The following is a 17948-nucleotide window of genomic DNA, read 5'->3' on the forward strand; positions in this document are numbered from 1 at the left end:
GGCCTTTCGGCTCTTCGCCGTCCGCGCCGATCGCCTGAACAGTAAGCCGACGCGCAAACCTTAAGCGCCGGTTCACCCCGGGGACGACCTCAGGGGAACATCGAATTTTTGCGGGACGACCCGCGACCCTGTGAGTTCCGCTTATGTTTGATACCTTACTGATTGCCAACCGCGGCGCGATTGCCTGCCGCATTCTGCGCACCCTGCGCGCGATGCAGGTGAAGGGCGTCGCCGTCTATTCCGAAGCCGACCTGAGTAGTCTGCATATCCGCGACGCCGATGAAGCCTTCAGCCTCGGCGACGGTCCGGCGGCGCAAACCTATCTGGCCACGGAGAAAATCATTGCCGCCGCGCAGCAGAGCGGCGCCCAGGCGATCCACCCCGGCTACGGCTTTCTGTCTGAGAACGCGGCCTTCGCCGAAGCCTGCGAGGCGGCGGGGCTGGCCTTTGTCGGCCCAACCCCGCAGCAGCTGCGCGTCTTCGGTCTGAAGCATACCGCCCGCGCCTTAGCCAAAGCCGAGGGCGTGCCGCTGCTGGAGGGCAGCGAACTGCTGGCTGACAGCGACGAAGCCTGCCGGGCGGCGGAGGCGGTGGGCTATCCGGTGATGCTTAAAAGCACCGCCGGCGGCGGCGGGATCGGCATGCGCGTCTGCCGCGACGCCCGTGAGCTGACCGAAGCATTCGCCACGGTGCAGCGGCTGGGGCAAAACAATTTCAGCGACGCCGGCGTATTTCTCGAAAAATATATCGAACGCGCCCGTCATCTGGAGGTACAAATCTTCGGCGACGGGCGGGGGGACGTTATCGCCCTCGGGGTGCGCGACTGCTCGGTACAGCGGCGTAACCAGAAAGTGATTGAAGAGACGCCTGCGCCTAATCTGCCGGAAGGCACCGCGCAGGCGCTATGCGCGGCGGCTATCGCGCTCGGTAAAGCGGTGAACTACCGCAGCGCCGGCACGGTGGAGTTCGTCTATGACAGCACGGCGCGGCAGTTTTATTTCCTCGAAGTGAATACCCGGCTTCAGGTTGAGCACGGCGTCACCGAGCAGGTGTGGGGCGTTGACCTGGTGCGCTGGATGATTGAGCTGGCGGCGGGCGATTTACCCGCGCTGGACGTGCTGGCCGCCGGGTTACGGCCCCAGGGGCATGCTATTCAGGCGCGACTTTACGCCGAAGATCCGGGACGGCAGTTTCAGCCATCTCCCGGACTGCTAACGGAAGCCATCTTTCCACCGGCGGACGGCGCCGCCCTGCGTATCGATCGCTGGGTGGAAGCAGGCTGCGAAGTGCCGCCGTTTTTCGACCCGATGCTGGCAAAAACGATCGCCTGGCGCCCCAGCCGCGATGAGGCTATCGCCGGCCTGGCGCAGGCGCTGGCGGAGACCCGCCTGTACGGCGTCGAAACCAACCGGCTGTACCTGCTGCAAATTCTCGGCTTTGCGCCGTTTACCGAAGGCGAGCCCTGGACCCGCTGCCTTGAGCAGCTGTGCTACCGGGCGGCCACCGTCGAGGTGCTGAGCGCCGGGACCCAGACCAGCGTGCAGGACTACCCTGGACGTCTCGGGTACTGGGCGGTGGGCGTATCGCCGTCGGGGCCGATGGACGATCGCGCCCTGCGTCTCGGCAACCGTCTGCTGGGCAATGCCGAGGGTGAAGCCGCGTTGGAAATCACCCTTAACGGGCCGACCCTGAAATTTAATACTGACGTTCAGGCGGCGGTGTGCGGCGCGCCGCTGGCGGTGACGCTCGATGGCGTTGACCAGCCGCTGGACCGCGTTTTTACCATTCCGGCAGGGGCGACGCTGAAGCTTGGCGCGATAAGCGGCGCAGGGGTCAGAAGCTATCTCTGCCTGAGCGGCGGTATTCAGGTGCCGGACTATTTGGGCAGTAAAAGCACCTTTACCCTCGGTCAGTTTGGCGGCCACGGCGGACGGGCGCTGCGCGGCGGCGACGTGCTGCATCTGGCGCCGCGCGCCGCCGCCAGGGTCGGGGATCAACTGCCCGCCGCGCTCCGCACGGCGCTTGCGCAGGTACGGACGCTGCGGGTGATTTATGGCCCCCACGGCGCGCCGGAGTTTTTTACGCCGGAGTATATCGCGACCTTTTTCGCCACCGACTGGGAGGTCCATTTTAACTCCAGCCGCACCGGCGTGCGCCTGATTGGGCCCAAGCCGCTGTGGGCCCGCGACAGCGGCGGCGAAGCAGGACTGCATCCGTCGAATATTCACGATAATCCTTACGCGGTGGGCGCGGTCGATTTTACCGGCGATATGCCGGTGATCCTCGGGCCGGACGGGCCGAGCCTCGGCGGTTTCGTCTGCCCGGTCACCGTTATTGAAGCCGACCTCTGGCAGTTAGGCCAGCTCAAGGCCGGGGACAAAGTGCGTTTCGTGGCGGTGGATTTACCCACCGCCCGGCGGCTGGCGCAAGGGCGGCGCGCCGAGCTGGCGACCCTAAGTCACCAGGCGATAGCCTGGCAGCCCGCGCCCCTGACGTCGCCTGTCGTCATGACCTGCGGCGAGGCGGATAAACGCCTGGTGGCGCGCCTTTCCGGCGATACCCACCTGCTGCTGGAAGCCGGGGAGCCGGAGCTGGATCTGGTGCTGCGTTTCCGCATTCATGCCCTGATGCAGGCCCTTGAGGCGCAATCCGCAGAAGGCGTGATTGATATCACGCCGGGGATCCGCTCGCTGCAAATCCATTTTCAGCCGGAAACGCTGCCCCTGGAGGCGCTACTGGAGCGGGTGCGCGGCGAATGGTCCACGGTATGCCTGAGCGACGATCTGCAGGTGCCGACGCGCGTGGTGTATCTACCGCTCTCCTGGGACGACCCGGCCTGCCGCAAGGCGATCGATAAATACATGACCACCGTGCGCCAGGACGCGCCATGGTGCCCGAGTAATCTGGAATTTATCCGTCGCATCAACGATCTACCTGACGAGCAGGCGGTATGGAATACGGTATTTGACGCCAGCTATCTGGTGATGGGACTGGGCGACGTCTATCTCGGCGCGCCGGTGGCGACGCCGCTTGACCCACGCCATCGCCTGGTCACCACCAAGTACAACCCGGCGCGCACCTGGACGGCGGAAAACTCGGTCGGCATCGGCGGGGCCTATCTGTGCGTCTACGGCATGGAGGGACCTGGCGGCTATCAGTTCGTTGGCCGAACCCTGCAGATGTGGAATCGCTACCACGAAGTGGCGGATTTTGCTGGCAAACCCTGGCTGCTGCGTTTCTTCGACCAATTGCGTTTCTATCCGGTTTCAGCGGAAGAACTGCTGCAAATTCGCCGCGACTTCCCGCTCGGACGCTACCCGCTGCGCATTGAGAACAGCACGCTGCGGCTGGCGGAATACCAACAGTTTCTTCGCCGCGAAGCGCACAGCATCGACGCGTTTCGCGAGCATCAGCAGCGGGCGTTCAACGCCGAACGCGAGCGCTGGATAGCCAGAGGCCAGGCCCATTTCGACAGCCAGGAAGGCGCCGTGGATGAGGGCGGCGACGCGCCGCTGCGGCAGGGCGAGCAGGGAGTGGAGAGCCCGATTTCCGGCAACTTATGGCAGGTACAAACCGCGCCAGGCAGTCGGGTTCGCGCGGGGGATGTGCTGGTCGTTCTGGAGTCGATGAAGATGGAGATCCCGCTGCTGGCCCCCTGCGATGGCGTTATTCAGCAGGTTCACGTCCAGCCGGGTAGCGCGGTGCGCGCCGGGCAGCGGGTGGCGGTGATTATTGAGGAGAAGGCATGATGCAGCAGACGTTTGATTTACGCCTGGCGACCCTGGCGGCAGATTATCGCAACGGCAAAACCACCCCGCGCCGCCTGCTGGCGGAAGTGCGCCAGCGGGCGCAGGCGCTGAACCCCGAATTCCGCTTATTTATCCATATTCTGAGCGAAGAGGAGCAGGAGCCGTTTCTGGCGGCGCTGGAAGGCCTCTCGCCGACCGAGTTACCGCTATACGGCGTGCCGTTCGCCATCAAAGACAACATCGATTTGGCGGAGATTGTCACCACCGCCGCCTGCCCGGCGTTTGCTTACCGGGCGGAGCAGAGCGCGACGATTGTCGCTCAGCTGATCGCGCTGGGGGCGGTACCGGTCGGTAAAACCAATCTCGATCAGTTTGCCACCGGCCTGAATGGTACCCGCTCGCCGTACGGCGCCTGCCGCAACGGCTATCTTGCCGATTACCCCTCCGGGGGCTCCAGCGCCGGCTCCGCGCTGGCAGTGGCGCTGGGCGTCGCCAGCTTCTCGCTGGGAACGGACACCGCCGGTAGCGGCCGCGTCCCGGCGGGGCTGAATAATCTGGTTGGCCTGAAGGCCACGAAAGGGCTGATCTCCACCGCTGGGGTCGTGCCCGCCTGCCGTACGTTAGACTGTGTGACTTTTTTCAGCGCCACCGCCGACGAGGCCAGCCAGCTGCTGGCGCTGGTCGCGCAGTACGATACATTGGATGCCTGGAGCCGCCATAATCCGCAGTGGAACAGCCGTCAGGCGTTCGGCAGGCCGGCAGCCGGTTTTCGTTTTGGCGTTCCGCGCGAGCTGAACTTCCTCGGCTGCAGCGCAAGCGAACGACTGTTTACCCAGGCCCGGCAACGGCTGACGGCGCTGGGCGGGGTGGCGGTTGAGATCGAATTCGCGCCGTTTCTGGCGGCAGCCCGGCTGCTGTATGACGGACCGTGGGTCGCTGAACGTTACGCGGTCGTCGGCCCGCTGATGGCGCGGCAGCCGGAGGCGGTGCTGCCGGTTATTCGCGATGTGCTGGCGAAAGCGCCGGACACCGACGCCACGGCGACCTTTAAGGCGATCTATCAGCTACAGCAGTACAAAGCCCGGTGCGACGCGATCCTCGAGACCCTCGATTGCGTGCTGACGCCAACCTATCCACGTCCGGTGACGCTCGACGAGCTGCAAGCGGAACCGATCGCGCGTAACGCCGATCTCGGGTATTACACCAACTTTATGAATCTGCTGGACTACGCGGCGGTGAGCGTGCCCTGCGGATTTATGCCGGACGGATTGCCCTCCGGCGTTACCCTGTTTGGCCGGGCATTTACCGACCAGTATTTGCTCAGCCTGGCCGATGCGTTTCAGCGAGCGGAGCGGCTGCCGCTGGTCGGCGGGACGCTGCTGGAAACCCCGGAGCCCGAGCGCGCCGCCGGCCATGACCGAATGGCGCTGGTTGTTTGCGGCGCGCATCTTGCCGGCCTGCCGCTAAACGATCAGCTGTTGGCGCGGGGCGGCCGGCTGCTGCAGGAAACCCGCAGCGCAGCGCACTATCGGTTGTACGCCCTCGCGGACGGTAAGCGCCCGGCAATGGTTCGCGATAAGTGCGGCGGGGCGGCGATTGCGGTCGAAGTGTGGGAGCTACCCAGCGCGGAGGTCGGTTCGCTACTGGCGGCCATTCCCGCGCCGCTGGGCTTAGGTAAAGTTGAACTTGCCGACGGACGCCGGTTAACGGGCTTTATTTGCGAAGCCGATGGATTAGGCGAAGCTACGGAGATTACCGCTTACGGCGGCTGGCGCGCCTGGCTGGCACGCTAGGACATCATCACCTCCGTCGAGTTTTCGAGGGAGGTGTTTTTTGTGACAGTGTCACGCCTCTAACATGCTGAAACATTTCTGCCAAATCATTAGCAACCTTTCGGTAGGGCTCCCGCTGCGATAACGCTATTCTTCCCCGCTTTTCCTTTTTCAGGCCCTTTGTAACCCAGGTATATGACCGCTAATGTCCCTAATGAGAGATGAAATTCGCGACCATTCAGCGGAAGAGATGCTATTTATCCGCCGAGCCGTCATTGCGTTTCTACTGGTGGTGGTCTGCTTTGCCATCCTGATCCTTAATCTTTACCGTTTGCAGGTCGATCAGCACGATTTTTATCAGACGCGTTCAAACCAGAACGATATTAAAATGCTGCCCATCGCGCCGAGCCGGGGACTGATTTTCGACCGTAACGGTATCCCGCTGGTACAAAATATTACCCTCTACCGTTTGCAGGTGATCCCGAGCAAAATCGCCGATATGACGGCGCTGCTGCAGCAGCTAACACCGATCGTCGATTTAACCCCGCAGGATATCGCCGATTTTCGCGACGATATGCACCACAACAGCCGCTACAAAGAGGTGACCTTAAAATCGGACCTGAGCGATGTTGAAGTGGCGCGTTTTGCAGTCAATGAATTTCATTTCCCCGGCGTCACGGTGGAGAGCTATCAGCAGCGCGCGTATCCCTACGGGGCCGAACTGGCGCACGTGGTTGGCTACGTATCGAAAATCAACGATAGCGATCTGCAAAAGCTGGCCAAAGCGGGGGAAGAGGAGAACTACGCCGCCGACCACAATATCGGCAAGCAGGGCATTGAAGGCTACTACGAGAAAGCGCTGCACGGCACCACCGGATACCAGGAGGTCGAGGTGGATAACCACGGGCGGGTCGTGCGCCTGCTGAAAGAGGTGCCGCCGGTGGCCGGGAAGAATATCTACCTGACGCTGGATCTGCACCTGCAGCAGTATATCGAATCGGTGCTGAAGGGGCAGCGCGCGGCGGTGGTGGTCGTCGATCCGCGCGATGGCGGCGTGCTGGCCATGGTGTCCAGTCCCAGCTACGATCCCAATCCCTTTGTCAGGGGCATCGGCTATCAGGCCTACCGTTCGCTGCTCGATAACCCGGACCGGCCGCTGATTAACCGGGTCACCCAGGGGCTCTATCCGCCCGCGTCGACGGTGAAGCCCTACATGGCGCTGTCGGCGCTATCGGCGGGCGTGATCACGCCAACCACCTCCTTCTTCGGCGCGCCGACCTGGACGCTGCCGGGGACCCAGCGCCGCTATCGCGACTGGCTGAAGAGCGGCCACGGCATGCTTAACGTCACCAAAGCGATAGAAGAATCGGCGGATACCTTCTTCTACCAGGTGGCGTTTGAGATGGGTATTGACCGTATTCACGAGTGGCTCAGCAAGTTTGGCTACGGTCAGTCAACCGGCATCGATCTAAACGAAGAGTATGCCGGGGTGCTGCCGAGCCGGGAGTGGAAACAGCGGGTGCATAAAAAACCGTGGTATCAGGGGGATACCATTTCCGTCGGCATCGGCCAGGGCTACTGGATTGCCACGCCGATCCAGATGGTTAAGGCGCTGACGACCCTGATTAACAACGGCAAAGTGCAAAATCCGCATCTGCTTTACTCCATGAAGCAGGGGAATAAGGTCGAGCGCTATCAGCCGCCGCAGGATCTGCCGCAGGTTGGCGATCCGCGTTCGCCCTACTGGAGCGTGGTGCGTAACGGCATGTACGGCATGGCGAACCTGCCAAACGGCACCGGCTATAAGCTGTTCCATACCGCGCCGTACCAAATCGCCGCCAAGTCCGGGACGTCCCAGGTCTTCAGCCTGAAGGAGAACCAGACCTATAACGCGAAAATGATCCCGGTGCGCCTGCGCGACCATATTTTCTACACCCTGTTTGCGCCGTATCAGCATCCGAAGGTGGCGATGGCGCTGATTCTGGAGAACGGCGGCGGCGATGGCGTGGTAGCGGGACCGACGGCGCGCGCCATCCTCGACCATATCTTCGACCCGGCCAACGCGCCGGCGGTACAGGGCGCGACGTCGACGGTGCCGCAGGTGGAGAGCGCCGACGCGCAGTAGCGGTTATTCGCGTAGAGCATAAGCGTTGGCGGATTGGTTATTTGCCGCCGCCGGCGCTTTTGCGCATAGTAGCGATCTATGTTGCTGTGAAAAAGGCGCTCTGATGTCGTTAAGCCGAAATACGCTTCTTCTTGTCCAGACCGGGACTCCGCCGGATGAAATCGTCTCCGACCACGGCGATCTTCCCCTCTGGTTTGGCAATCTGCTGGCGCCGTGGCGCAATAAAATCAGCGTCGCGCGGGTGTATGCCGGCGAGCCGCTTCCCGCGCCGGACAATAATACCGTGGCGGTGATTACCGGATCCTGGGATATGGTCACGGAGCGCCTGCCGTGGAGCGAAATGACCGCCGCATGGATCCGCGAGGCGATGGCAATTGACATGCCGCTGTTTGGCGTCTGCTACGGGCATCAGCTGATGGCGCACGCGCTGGGCGGCGAGGTGGACTACCATCCAGCCGGACGCGAAGCGGGAAGTAAAACCATTTCACTGTCCGCACACGGCCTGGCGGATTGTCTGCTGGCTGACCACCCGGCGCCGTTCAGCGCGCACCTCACGCATATGCAAACGGTCACCCGATTACCGCCAGGGGCGAAGGTGCTGGCTTCGTCGCAGCACGACCCTCACCAGATTGTTCGCTACGGCGCACATGCCGTATCTACGCAGTTTCATCCGGAGATCACCCCGGCGATTGCCCGCTCGCTGATCGCGTTCCGTCAGGCGGCGCTGCGCAACGAGGGGGTTGACCCGGACAGGCTGAGTCGTGACGTTGCGGAGAGTCCGGTGGCCTCGGCGATTTTGACCCGCTTTGTCGCAGGCTACCTGCAGCCAGACCTCAACCCGGCTTAACGTTAGCGCTGTTTTTCCGCGAGCCAGGCCGCCGTTTCAGCCAGGATTTCGTCGGAAAACGCCGAATCCGCGGTCATCCGCGCCAGAATCAACGCGCCGACCATGGCCGACCAGCTGCCTATCGCCACACGGCGGCGGGCTTCAGCGTCTTGATCATCCATCGCTTCACTGAGCTGCGCTATCTGCTGCTGCAGCCGTGCGCTCATTTCGTCGCGCGCGGGTTCGGACTGGCGGATGGTCTCAGCCGCCAGCGCCGCCAGCGGGCAGCCACTGGCAAAATTATCCCGATGTTTGGGTGAAAGATAACGCTCGATTTGCGCGATGACGCCATTATTCGCCGCGTCGCTCTCTATCTTCAGTTCCGCGAGGGTTTGGGCGATCAGGTCATCCTTCGATTTGAAGTAGCCGTAGAATCCGCCGTGGGTCAGACCGGCTGATTTCATAATATCGGTGACCGTGACCGCGTCAAAACCCCGCTCGCGAAACAAGCGTCCAGCGGCGGTCAGGATTGTCTGCTTATTCTCTTCAACTTGTTTTCTGCTCACTCTCATGGCGTCGTCCTGCTGCGAAATTATTTATGATGGCCATCATATAACATTATTTACAGCATACCCAGCCCGTGCCATTATACATGACGATCATCATGTATAAATTAAGGAGTACACCTATGAGCAGTAAATCAGCCGTGCTGGTAACCGGCGCATCGACCGGAATTGGCGCAGTCTATGCCGAACGTTTTGCCCGTCGTGGCCACGACCTGGTGCTGGTCGCGCGTAACCGCGAGCGTCTGACGGCGCTGGCCGAGCGACTGCGCGGTGAAACCGGCGTTCAGGTTGACATCCTGCAGGCCGACTTAACCCAGGATAGCGACATCACCGTCGTGGAGCAGCGGCTGCGGGAAGACGCGCGTATTGGGATTCTGGTCAACAATGCCGGCACCTCGATTCCCGGTGATTTCCTCCACCAGAGCAGTGACGATATCACTCGCCTGATTACCCTCAACGTGACCTCAGTAGCTCGCCTGGCGAACGCCATCGCGCCGCGTCTGGCCGAAGCCGGAGAGGGGGCGATTGTCAACATCGCGTCGGTCGTTGGGCTGGGCCCGGAAATGGGGTTGACCGTCTACGGCGCCACGAAAGCCTTTGTGCTGTTTCTCTCGCAGGGGCTCGATGTTGAGCTGAGCGCGAAAGGCGTATACGTCCAGGCGGTACTGCCGGCGGCGACGCGCACCGAGATTTGGCAGCACAGCGGCAAAGATGTGGATACCATCCCCGGCGTCATGGAGGTGGATAAACTGGTGGATGCCGCCCTGGTGGGGTTCGACCGCCGTGAATCGGTGACCATTCCGCCGCTGCATGATGAAACGCAGTGGCAGGCGCTCAACGCGACGCGTCAGGCCATGCTCCCCGGCTTTGCGCAATCTGAACCGGCGGCGCGTTATCTGGACTGATCGTGCGTTTGTCTCACCGTATATCGGAAAGGAGAGTCGATACACGGTGCGACAACATCCCGCCATGTCACGCCTGGCGCAGATACCAAGCAGCGGGAAAAATCGTGACAACGTCACAAGTCGAGGGCGAATAACCAATAAAAAAGCCGATAAGGTGAGTTATCGGCTTTCAAGGTTAATGCGAAAACAAATTTACTGCGCCAGCAGCTCCTGGGCGGTACGCTCTACCAGGCTCAGCAGCACCTTCACGTCCTCTAACGTCACGATCGGGTTCAGCAGCGTCAGCTTCAGGCAGGTGATGCCGTTGTGCTCAGTCACGCCGACGTTAGCGCGACCGGAAGCCAGCAGCGCATCGCCAACCCGCTGGTTGAGCAGGGCGATCGCGGCATCGTCGCTGCCCGCCATCTGCTGCGGACGTGAACGGAACAGCACGCTCGCCAGCTGCGGCTGCATGACCAGTTCCAGCGTCGGCTGCGTTGCGACGTAATCCGCCACGTTCAGCGCCATCGTCACGCCGTGGTCGATGATTTCCGCGTACTGCTTCTGGCCCAGCGCTTCCAGACCCATCCATAGCTTCAGCGCGTCGAAGCGGCGGGTGGTCTGCAGCGATTTGGATACCAGGTTCGGTACGCCGTGCTCTTCATCGAACTCGGAGTTCAGATAGGCCGCCTGATAGCGCATCAGCTCATAGTGACGGGCTTCTTTTAACAGAAACGCGCCGCAGCTGATGGTCTGGAAGAACTGCTTGTGGAAATCCAGGGTGATGGAGTCCACTAACTCAATGCCGTCCAGACGGTCGCGATACTTCTCGGACATCAACAGCGCGCCGCCCCAGGCCGCGTCGACGTGCAGCCAGATCTGGTGCTCTGCCGCGACGGCCGCAATCTCGCGAAGCGGGTCGATTGCCCCGGCGTCGGTGGTGCCGGCGGTGGCGACGATCGCCATAATCTGCTCGCCGTTAGCCTGCGCCTCGGCGATTTTCGCTTTCAGATCCGCCACGTCCATCCGCGCGAATTCGTCGGTTTTCACCAGCGTTACAGAGCGGTAGCCGAGGCCCATCAGCGCCATATTCTTCTGCACCGAAAAGTGGGCGTTTTCTGAACACAGCACTTTGTACTGACGAATATCGCCCGGCAGACCATCCTGCTGGATGGAGTGACCCCGGCGGGCGAAGAAGGCATCGCGCGCCAGCATCAGACCCATCATATTGCTCTGGGTGCCGCCGCTGGTGAAAACGCCAGCATCGCCAGCGCCGTAGCCGACCTGGGCGCGCAGCCATTCAATCAGCTTGATCTCGATGATGGTCGCTGACGGGCTTTGATCCCAGGAGTCCATGCTCTGGTTGGTGGCGTTAATCAGCACTTCCGCCGCCTGGCTAATTACCAGGCTCGGGCAGTGCAGATGCGCCACGCACTGCGGGTGATGTACCGACAGGCTGTCTTTCAGGAAGTACTCGATCGCACGTTCAATCGCCGCCTGGTTGCCCAGACCCTGTTCGTTGAAATCAAGGGTGATACGCTCACGCAGTTCGTCAACGCTTTTCCCCTGATACATTTCAGGCTGTTGCAGCCACTGCGCTACCGCCTGGCTGGTCTGGGCGATCGCTTGCTGGTAGGCATCAATACTTTGCGCGGAACCAGCAAGAATCGGATTCAATTTGGACATTGCGGTCACTTACTCCACTCAGACCGGTTTTACGCCGGCGGCCAGCAGGGCCTGTTCAAATTTGTCGAAGAAAATTTCCAGCTCAGCGTTGCTGATCAGCAGGGACGGCAGCAGACGCAGCACGCAGCCGTGGCGGCCACCGCGCTCGAGGATCAGACCCGCTTCGAAGCATTTCTTCTGCAGCAGCGCGGAGAGTTCTCCGTCCGCCGGGTAGCAGCCCATGTGGTCCGGCGCTTCGTTCGGTTTAACGATCTCGATGCCGATCATCAGGCCCAGACCGCGAACGTGGCCGATAACCGGATAGCGTTTCTGCATCTCGGCCAGCTTGCCTTTCAACCATTCGCCCTGAGCGGCGGTTTTATCCGCAATCTTATTGTCTTTCAGGTGACGCAGGGTGGTCAGACCGGTGGCCATCGCCAGCTGGTTGCCGCGGAAGGTGCCAGTGTGGTGACCCGGTTCCCAGGCGTCGAACTGCTTTTTGATACCGAGAACGGCCAGCGGCAGACCGCCGCCAACGGCTTTCGACATCACGATAATGTCCGGCTCAATGCCTGCGTGTTCAAAGGCGAAGAGTTTACCGGTACGGGCAAAGCCAGCCTGAACTTCATCGATGATCAGCAGAATACCGTGTTCCTGAGTCACTTTACGGATGCGCTGCAGCCACTCGACCGGAGCCGGGTTGACGCCGCCTTCACCCTGAACGGCTTCAAGAATCACCGCCGCCGGTTTACGCACGCCGCTTTCGACGTCATTGATCAGGTTTTCGAAGTAGTAGGTCAGTGCTTTCACACCGGCTTCACCGCCGATACCCAGCGGGCAGCGGTACTGATGCGGGTAAGGCATAAACTGCACTTCCGGCATCATGCCGTTAACCGCCGCTTTTGGCGACAGGTTGCCGGTGACCGACAGCGCGCCGTGGGTCATGCCGTGGTAGCCGCCGGAGAAGCTGATCACGGAAGAGCGACCGGTGTATTTTTTCGCCAGCTTCAGCGCCGCTTCCACGGCGTCAGCGCCGGACGGACCGGTAAACTGCAGGCAGTATTCTTTGCCTTCGCCCGGCAGCAGGGAGAGCAGGTATTCAGAAAAGCGATCTTTTAACGGTGTCGTCAGATCGAGAGTATGTAACGGCAAGCCGCTGGTAATGACACTTTGGATGCTCTGCAGCACGTCAGGATGGTTGTGGCCGAGTGCCAGAGTACCGGCGCCGGCAAGGCAGTCCAGATACTGTTTGTTATCCGCATCGGTCAGCCAGACGCCTTCCGCTTTGGTAATCGCAAGGGGCAGCTTGCGCGGGTAGCTCCTGACATTCGATTCGAATTCAGCCTGACGGGCCAAAAAGGTATCGTTGTTTGCATCTAATAAATCTGCGCCTAAAGTATCAATACGGACTTTATCCGTCATCATATCACTCCCACAACCAGCGTTACGGTTGAGCGCTGGTTGAATAAATTGGTGTAAGAAATTGAATCGCCATGCATTAAAGCGGGCACAATATATGGCTTTTTAGATACGCATTCAACGTTTTATTGATTAAGGTATATTTACGTTATTTTTACACTGCCGAAAACCATCATAAAAAATTGATTTTAAAGTAATATTTTAAAGCATGAAAGACCTTTAAAATTGTAATTATTAGTGAGGAAGTTTCTCGATTTTTATTAACGTTGCGCGGATATTGCTGGCGAAAAGTTTCCGCCAGCAATGGCATGACTCAATGCAGCTCAACCGCATAATTCGTTAAAGGTGTGACTTTTTTCACCAACTTATTGTTATATAAAAACTGTTCATAAGCTTCATAGCGAGGTTTATCCAACGCCGCCGGATCGCTGGCAAACAGAGGAAGGGTTTTCAGCCATGCCTGCTTGTTCAGTTCGGTGTTGAGCTCGGGATGCGCGGCGGCAAACGCCTGCCAGGTCTCCTGCGGGTGAGCGCGCAGGTAAGCGACGCCTTTTTGCAGCGCCGTGAGGAACGCCTTAATCTTCGGCGCGTTGGCTTCATCCCGGTTGGCGACAATCACCAGCTCGTCGTAGGCTGGTACGCCGTAATCCTCAACGTTCATCACCTGCGGATCTTTCCCCTGTAGCTTCAGCTCCAGCGCTTCGATATTACGATAGCCGCCAATCACCGCGTCGACCTGACCGGCCAGCAGGGCGCTGGTCAGCTGGAAGTTCACGTTGATGAGCTTGATGCTTTTGGGGTCGATGTGCGCATGCTGCGCCATGGTGGCCAGCGTCGCCTGTTCGATACCGCTCACCGAGTAACCCACTTTTTTGCCCTGCAGATCGGCGGGAGATTTTATGCTTTTATCCAGCGCGATCACCGTATTCAGCGGCGAATTAATTAGCGTGCCGACGCGGACCAGCGGCAGTCCTTCATCAGCAAAAAAATGCACCTGCGGCTGGTAGGTAATCGCCAGGTCCGCCTGGCGTGCAGCGACTAAGCGCGGCGGCAGCGCCGGGTCGGACGGCGGCACAATTTTGACGTCCAGCCCCGCGTCTTTAAAGGCGCCGATCTGTTCGGCCACCACGATCGGCGCGTGGTCGGGATTGATATACCAGTCCAGCACCAGGGTGAGTTTCTCGTTGGCCAGCGCCTGACCGCTGAACAGCACCCCAAGGGCCATTCCGCTATAAAGATGTTTACGCATGGTTATTCCTTCTGTTTAAAATCGTTATTCCGGCGTCCAGTCGATCAGCCGGCGTAAAAAAGCATCCACCGCCAGCCAGAGCAGGACGGTCAGCACCACCAAAATGAACAGGGCTGCGAAGCAGATATCGGTTTGCAGGCGGGCGTTGGCGTTAAGCATGACGTAGCCCAGACCTTCGGCTGAACCGACCCATTCGCCGATAATCGCCCCAATGGGGGCAACGGCGGCAGCCATCCGCAGGCCCGAACCGAGGGCCGGAAGGGCGGCCATCATGCGAACGTGGCGCAGCTGCGCGCCAAAAGAGGCCCCCATGGTGCGCGCCAGATCGAGATAGTCGCGATTAACCCGGCGTAGACCGTCAAAAAACGCCGAGGTGACGGGAAAGAAAATCACCAGCACCGCCATCATGACCTTGGCGCCCATGCCAAAACCGAACCACAGCACCAGCAGCGGGGCGAGGGCAAAGACCGGGATCGCCTGGCTGGTCAGCACCAGCGGCATCAGCCAGCGCTGAAGGCGAGGCGAGACAATCATGCACAGCGCCAGCGTCACTCCGAGGAGGGCGCCAAGCACGAGGCCGCTGAGGATCTCGCTCAAGGTGATCAGCGTGTGTTGGCCGAGGTACATGCGGTTGACCCACAGAGCCCTTGCCACCGCCGAGGGTGAAGGCAGCAGAAAAGCGGGAATGCCGCTGCGGCTCGCCAGCCACCAGAGCAGCAGCAGGCCGCAGAACACTACGGCGGCGCGAAACAGTTTTGCGCTCATCCGTTAGCCCTTATGAGCTGTTGCAGCAGCTCCGCCTGGCTGGCCAACAGCGCCGGATCGTCCGGCGCGCGCGGCGGCATACCGGAGAGGTGATGCGCATCGTCAATCCCGCCGGGAGCGGGGGAAAGGACCAGCAGACGATGGCTCAGGCGGCAGGCTTCCATCGGATCATGGGTAATCAGTACCACGGTGCGGTTCACCAGCAGTTCCGCAGCCAGGGTCTGAATGCGCGTGCGGGTAAGGGTATCGAGGGCGGAAAAGGGCTCGTCCATCAGCACAATGGGGCGGTCTTCATAGAGCGTGCGCGCCAGCGCTGCACGCTGGCGCATGCCGCCTGAGAGGGCGGCCGGGCGGTCGCCGGCGCAGTGTTCAAGGCCAACCTGCTGTAACAGCGCGGCAACCCGCCGATGGTCTACGCGCTCTCCGCGCAGACGCGCGCCAAGCGAGACGTTGTCGCGCACGCTTAACCATGGATAAAGCAGATCTTTTTGTCCCATCCACGCCAGCCGTTTATCTATTGGCTGCCCGTCGCTGGCGCGAACGTCACCGGCGGTAGCTTTTGCCAGCCCGGCGATAATACGCAACAGGCTGGTCTTTCCAGCGCCGCTGGCCCCCAGCAGCGATACCCACTGGCCGCCGGGGATATCGAACGTCAGATTGTCGAATATCCACCGCGCGCCAAAGCGCAGGCTCAGACCGCGCACCTCGATACCGGGTGCCGTCACGCCGGGCGCTCCGCGACGGCGTTGAGGCCCATCTGCCAGAAGTTTGCCTCCAGACGCGTGGCGGTAGTGAAAATAGCGCTGAGTTCAGCGAAGCGCGCCTCGCCGCCGCGCTGCCGCCAGAGGGTTTCCAGCAGGCCGATAGCGTTAGTGACGCCGTTCAGGTAACCCTCATCGCCGTAGTTGCGGATCCAGGAGGCATAAGGATTGGCGGTCAGCCTGGTCGCCGGATAGTGCAGCAGGCCGAGGCCGATTTCCGCGTAGCCGGCAACGCAGGGCATCAGCGCTGCCAGCAGATCCAGGGCGTCGCCGGAGTGGCCGATGTCCAGCACGTAGCGGGTGTAGTTGACGGTTTCCGCGGCTTCCGTTTCGGCGGCCATCGTCGCTTCATCCAGCCCCCATTCCCGACAGTAGCCAACGTGCAGCGGCAGCTCGTCAATAATAGCGTTCATCGACGCGGCGGCCGCGCGCATTTCCGCCAGGGTACGCAGCTTGCTGACCAACAGCGCGTAGCTGCGGGCGAAGTGGATCAGAAACAGGTAATCCTGGGTCAGATAGCGGCGGAAGGCGGGTTCGGCCAGGGTGCCATCGGCGAGCTGGCGCAGGAAAGGGTGGGCGACGTAGTGCTGCCAGTCGGCGCCGGCCTGCTGACGCAGACGGCCATAAATACCTTGGGTAAACGCGGGAAGAATCACAGGACCTCCTGAAACAAGGGAGATCCGGGCGTGCTGAATGAAGTGTGAACAGGCAGTGGCGCAAAACTGGCGGAAATGCCAACCCGTCCCTTCGCTGGCATGACCCAGATCAGGTTCAAAGGGTTCGGCTTACGCCATCTCAGCCCTCACGGGACACCCCTCGGTTTGGCCCCTGTTATACGACATTCCTTTTTTGATTACAATGCTGTGAATTTTATGAGAAAAGGTGACGTTGTCACGGATGAATGTCGCGTGAAAGGGCTTTTGTGCATCGTGGTAGCCCGGCGGCGGCTGATGCCTTACCGGGCGCGTATTATCAAAGGATCAGTGAAACTCTACCCAGCTGGCGCCGCTGTCTGCTGAACGTACGCACTTCTCGACCCAGTGCACGCCGAGCGCCCCGGCTTTGGCATCCGGATACCAGAAGTTTTCCAGCAAAGCAGCGTCGCGGCGGTCGGTCGCATCCATGGCGATGGCAAAGCGGCGATACAGATTCGACCAGGCCTCAAACAGCCCTTCGGGATGGCCGCCGCCGATCCGGTCGTCCTGGAGGGCCAGCGGGTCAAGATAGGACATTCCGCGTTCGAGGATGCGCACCGGCTCGCCCTGAATTTCGTAGCGCAGCTGGTTCGGCTGTTCATCCCACCACTCCAGGCTGGCTTTCTCCCCGACGATGCGCACTTTCTGTCCGTGCATTGAGCCGCTGTTGACCGCCGAGCACCACATCGACCCTACGGCGCCGTTGTCGTACTCCATCAGCACATGCGCGTTATCTTCCAGCGGCGCGCGGCTTTTGACAAAGCTCTGACGGGAGCACATCAGGCGAGTGATATTAAGCTTCGGCGCCATCGTCTCCGCCAGGAATAGCGGGTGGGTGGCCAGATCGCCCAGCACGTAGCTGGGACCAACAAATTTCGGGTCCACCCGCCAGCGGGTGCTGGGGTTATCCTGCTCTACCGGCTGGTTATGGAAACCGTGGGCGAACTGCATATTGATGATGCGGATCTCGCCAAGCAGCCCCTGTTCAATCATCTGCCGCGCCTGCAGAATCAGCTGATGCCCGGCGTAGCCGTAGGTGACGCCGATGATTTTGCGCTGTTTTTCGCTCAGGGCCACCAGCGCATCGGCCTCTTCGCCGGTAAAACAGAGCGGTTTTTCGCAGACCACATGCAGTCCGGCCTCAAGCGCCGCGCGGCAAATGGCATAGTGGGTGTTATTCGGCGTGGCGATAGAAACCGCTTCAATGCCGTCTTCCCGCGCCGCTTCTTCGCGAAACAACGTTTCGTAGTCGGGGTAACAGCGACCGGCCTCGACGCCCAGCTGCTGGCCAAACTCGCGCCCGCGCTCAGCGTCAATATCAAAAGCCCCGGCCAGCAGGGTAAACGAACCGTCGCGCAGCGCCGCGGAGCGGTGAATATAGCCAATCTGGCTGCTTCCGCCGCCGCCCACCATGCCCCAGCGTAAGGAGCGGCCAACAGGTTTAATACCGTTAATCATCTGTTTTCTCCCGA

At 60.8% G+C, this 17948-nt stretch carries 13 protein-coding genes and 1 riboswitch; of the genes, 5 read left to right on the plus strand and 8 right to left on the minus strand.

The window, feature by feature from the left end; all coding sequences use genetic code 11:
- Positions 1 to 143: 143 nt before the first annotated feature.
- From uca to K7H21_RS14045, 4 genes are all read left to right on the plus strand, one after another.
- Positions 144 to 3749 carry an urea carboxylase gene (gene uca / locus K7H21_RS14030; protein WP_223035873.1) on the plus strand — a complete coding sequence of 1202 codons (3606 nt, stop codon included), beginning with the start codon at positions 144 to 146 and terminating at the stop codon, positions 3747 to 3749.
- Complete coding sequence (atzF, locus tag K7H21_RS14035; RefSeq protein WP_223035874.1) at positions 3746 to 5542, plus strand: allophanate hydrolase; 1797 nt, start codon at positions 3746 to 3748, stop codon at positions 5540 to 5542. Before uca ends, atzF begins: the two co-directional genes overlap by 4 nt.
- A gap of 184 nt (positions 5543 to 5726) precedes the next feature.
- A complete protein-coding gene (mrdA, locus tag K7H21_RS14040; protein ID WP_172879919.1) occupies positions 5727 to 7646 on the plus strand; it encodes a penicillin-binding protein 2 in 1920 nt (639 codons plus the stop codon).
- A 103-nt stretch (positions 7647 to 7749) separates the two neighbouring features.
- A complete protein-coding gene (locus K7H21_RS14045) occupies positions 7750 to 8493 on the plus strand; it encodes a glutamine amidotransferase (RefSeq protein ID WP_172879918.1) in 744 nt (247 codons plus the stop codon).
- A 2-nt stretch (positions 8494 to 8495) separates the two neighbouring features.
- Here the strand turns inward: K7H21_RS14045 and K7H21_RS14050 are convergent, their stop codons facing one another.
- Positions 8496 to 9044 carry a TetR/AcrR family transcriptional regulator gene (locus tag K7H21_RS14050; protein WP_004120511.1) on the minus strand — a complete coding sequence of 183 codons (549 nt, stop codon included), beginning with the start codon at positions 9042 to 9044 and terminating at the stop codon, positions 8496 to 8498.
- Positions 9045 to 9160: 116 nt separating this feature from the next.
- Between K7H21_RS14050 and K7H21_RS14055 the strand changes: the two genes are divergently transcribed.
- Positions 9161 to 9943, plus strand: a complete 783-nt coding sequence (locus tag K7H21_RS14055) for an SDR family NAD(P)-dependent oxidoreductase (RefSeq protein WP_004120509.1) — start codon at positions 9161 to 9163, stop codon at positions 9941 to 9943.
- Between the two features lie 192 nt (positions 9944 to 10135).
- Here K7H21_RS14055 and K7H21_RS14060 read toward each other — a convergent pair whose 3' ends face one another.
- The 7 genes from K7H21_RS14060 to K7H21_RS14090 all read right to left on the minus strand — a co-directional run bounded on the left by K7H21_RS14060 (position 10136) and on the right by K7H21_RS14090 (position 17934).
- Positions 10136 to 11617, minus strand: a complete 1482-nt coding sequence (locus K7H21_RS14060; protein WP_170100444.1) for a pyridoxal phosphate-dependent decarboxylase family protein — start codon at positions 11615 to 11617, stop codon at positions 10136 to 10138.
- 9 nt (positions 11618 to 11626) lie between these two features.
- Entirely contained in the window at positions 11627 to 13012 is a 1386-nt protein-coding gene (locus K7H21_RS14065; protein ID WP_223035875.1) for a diaminobutyrate--2-oxoglutarate transaminase, read from the minus strand.
- A 307-nt stretch (positions 13013 to 13319) separates the two neighbouring features.
- Positions 13320 to 14255 (minus strand): ABC transporter substrate-binding protein, encoded by a 936-nt coding sequence (locus K7H21_RS14070; RefSeq protein WP_112165091.1) that lies wholly within the window; start codon positions 14253 to 14255, stop codon positions 13320 to 13322.
- Between the two features lie 24 nt (positions 14256 to 14279).
- Positions 14280 to 15020 carry an ABC transporter permease gene (locus tag K7H21_RS14075; protein ID WP_142446534.1) on the minus strand — a complete coding sequence of 247 codons (741 nt, stop codon included), beginning with the start codon at positions 15018 to 15020 and terminating at the stop codon, positions 14280 to 14282.
- Positions 15017 to 15745 carry an ABC transporter ATP-binding protein gene (locus K7H21_RS14080; protein ID WP_004120495.1) on the minus strand — a complete coding sequence of 243 codons (729 nt, stop codon included), beginning with the start codon at positions 15743 to 15745 and terminating at the stop codon, positions 15017 to 15019. The genes K7H21_RS14075 and K7H21_RS14080 overlap by 4 nt, the downstream gene beginning before the upstream one ends.
- The gene (locus tag K7H21_RS14085; protein WP_223035142.1) at positions 15742 to 16437 is read right to left on the minus strand and encodes a TenA family protein; all 696 of its coding nucleotides are present in this window, start codon (positions 16435 to 16437) and stop codon (positions 15742 to 15744) included. Before K7H21_RS14085 ends, K7H21_RS14080 begins: the two co-directional genes overlap by 4 nt.
- 69 nt (positions 16438 to 16506) lie before the next feature.
- Positions 16507 to 16608, minus strand: a riboswitch (TPP riboswitch).
- 153 nt (positions 16609 to 16761) lie between these two features.
- Positions 16762 to 17934 carry a Gfo/Idh/MocA family protein gene (locus tag K7H21_RS14090; protein WP_004120493.1) on the minus strand — a complete coding sequence of 391 codons (1173 nt, stop codon included), beginning with the start codon at positions 17932 to 17934 and terminating at the stop codon, positions 16762 to 16764.
- Positions 17935 to 17948 lie beyond the last annotated feature (14 nt).

It is taken from the genome of Klebsiella sp. CTHL.F3a (assembly GCF_019890895.1).
GTDB classification, from domain to species: Bacteria; Pseudomonadota; Gammaproteobacteria; order Enterobacterales; family Enterobacteriaceae; genus Klebsiella; species Klebsiella grimontii.

Coding starts and splice junctions, on each gene's coding strand:
- uca (WP_223035873.1), top strand. CDS start 144: ATGTTTGATACCTTACTGATTGCCAACCGCGGCGCGATTGCCTGCCGC.
- atzF (WP_223035874.1), top strand. CDS start 3,746: ATGATGCAGCAGACGTTTGATTTACGCCTGGCGACCCTGGCGGCAGAT.
- mrdA (WP_172879919.1), top strand. CDS start 5,727: ATGTCCCTAATGAGAGATGAAATTCGCGACCATTCAGCGGAAGAGATG.
- K7H21_RS14045 (WP_172879918.1), top strand. CDS start 7,750: ATGTCGTTAAGCCGAAATACGCTTCTTCTTGTCCAGACCGGGACTCCG.
- K7H21_RS14050 (WP_004120511.1), bottom strand. CDS start 9,044: ATGAGAGTGAGCAGAAAACAAGTTGAAGAGAATAAGCAGACAATCCTG.
- K7H21_RS14055 (WP_004120509.1), top strand. CDS start 9,161: ATGAGCAGTAAATCAGCCGTGCTGGTAACCGGCGCATCGACCGGAATT.
- K7H21_RS14065 (WP_223035875.1), bottom strand. CDS start 13,012: ATGATGACGGATAAAGTCCGTATTGATACTTTAGGCGCAGATTTATTA.
- K7H21_RS14070 (WP_112165091.1), bottom strand. CDS start 14,255: ATGCGTAAACATCTTTATAGCGGAATGGCCCTTGGGGTGCTGTTCAGC.
- K7H21_RS14075 (WP_142446534.1), bottom strand. CDS start 15,020: ATGAGCGCAAAACTGTTTCGCGCCGCCGTAGTGTTCTGCGGCCTGCTG.
- K7H21_RS14090 (WP_004120493.1), bottom strand. CDS start 17,934: ATGATTAACGGTATTAAACCTGTTGGCCGCTCCTTACGCTGGGGCATG.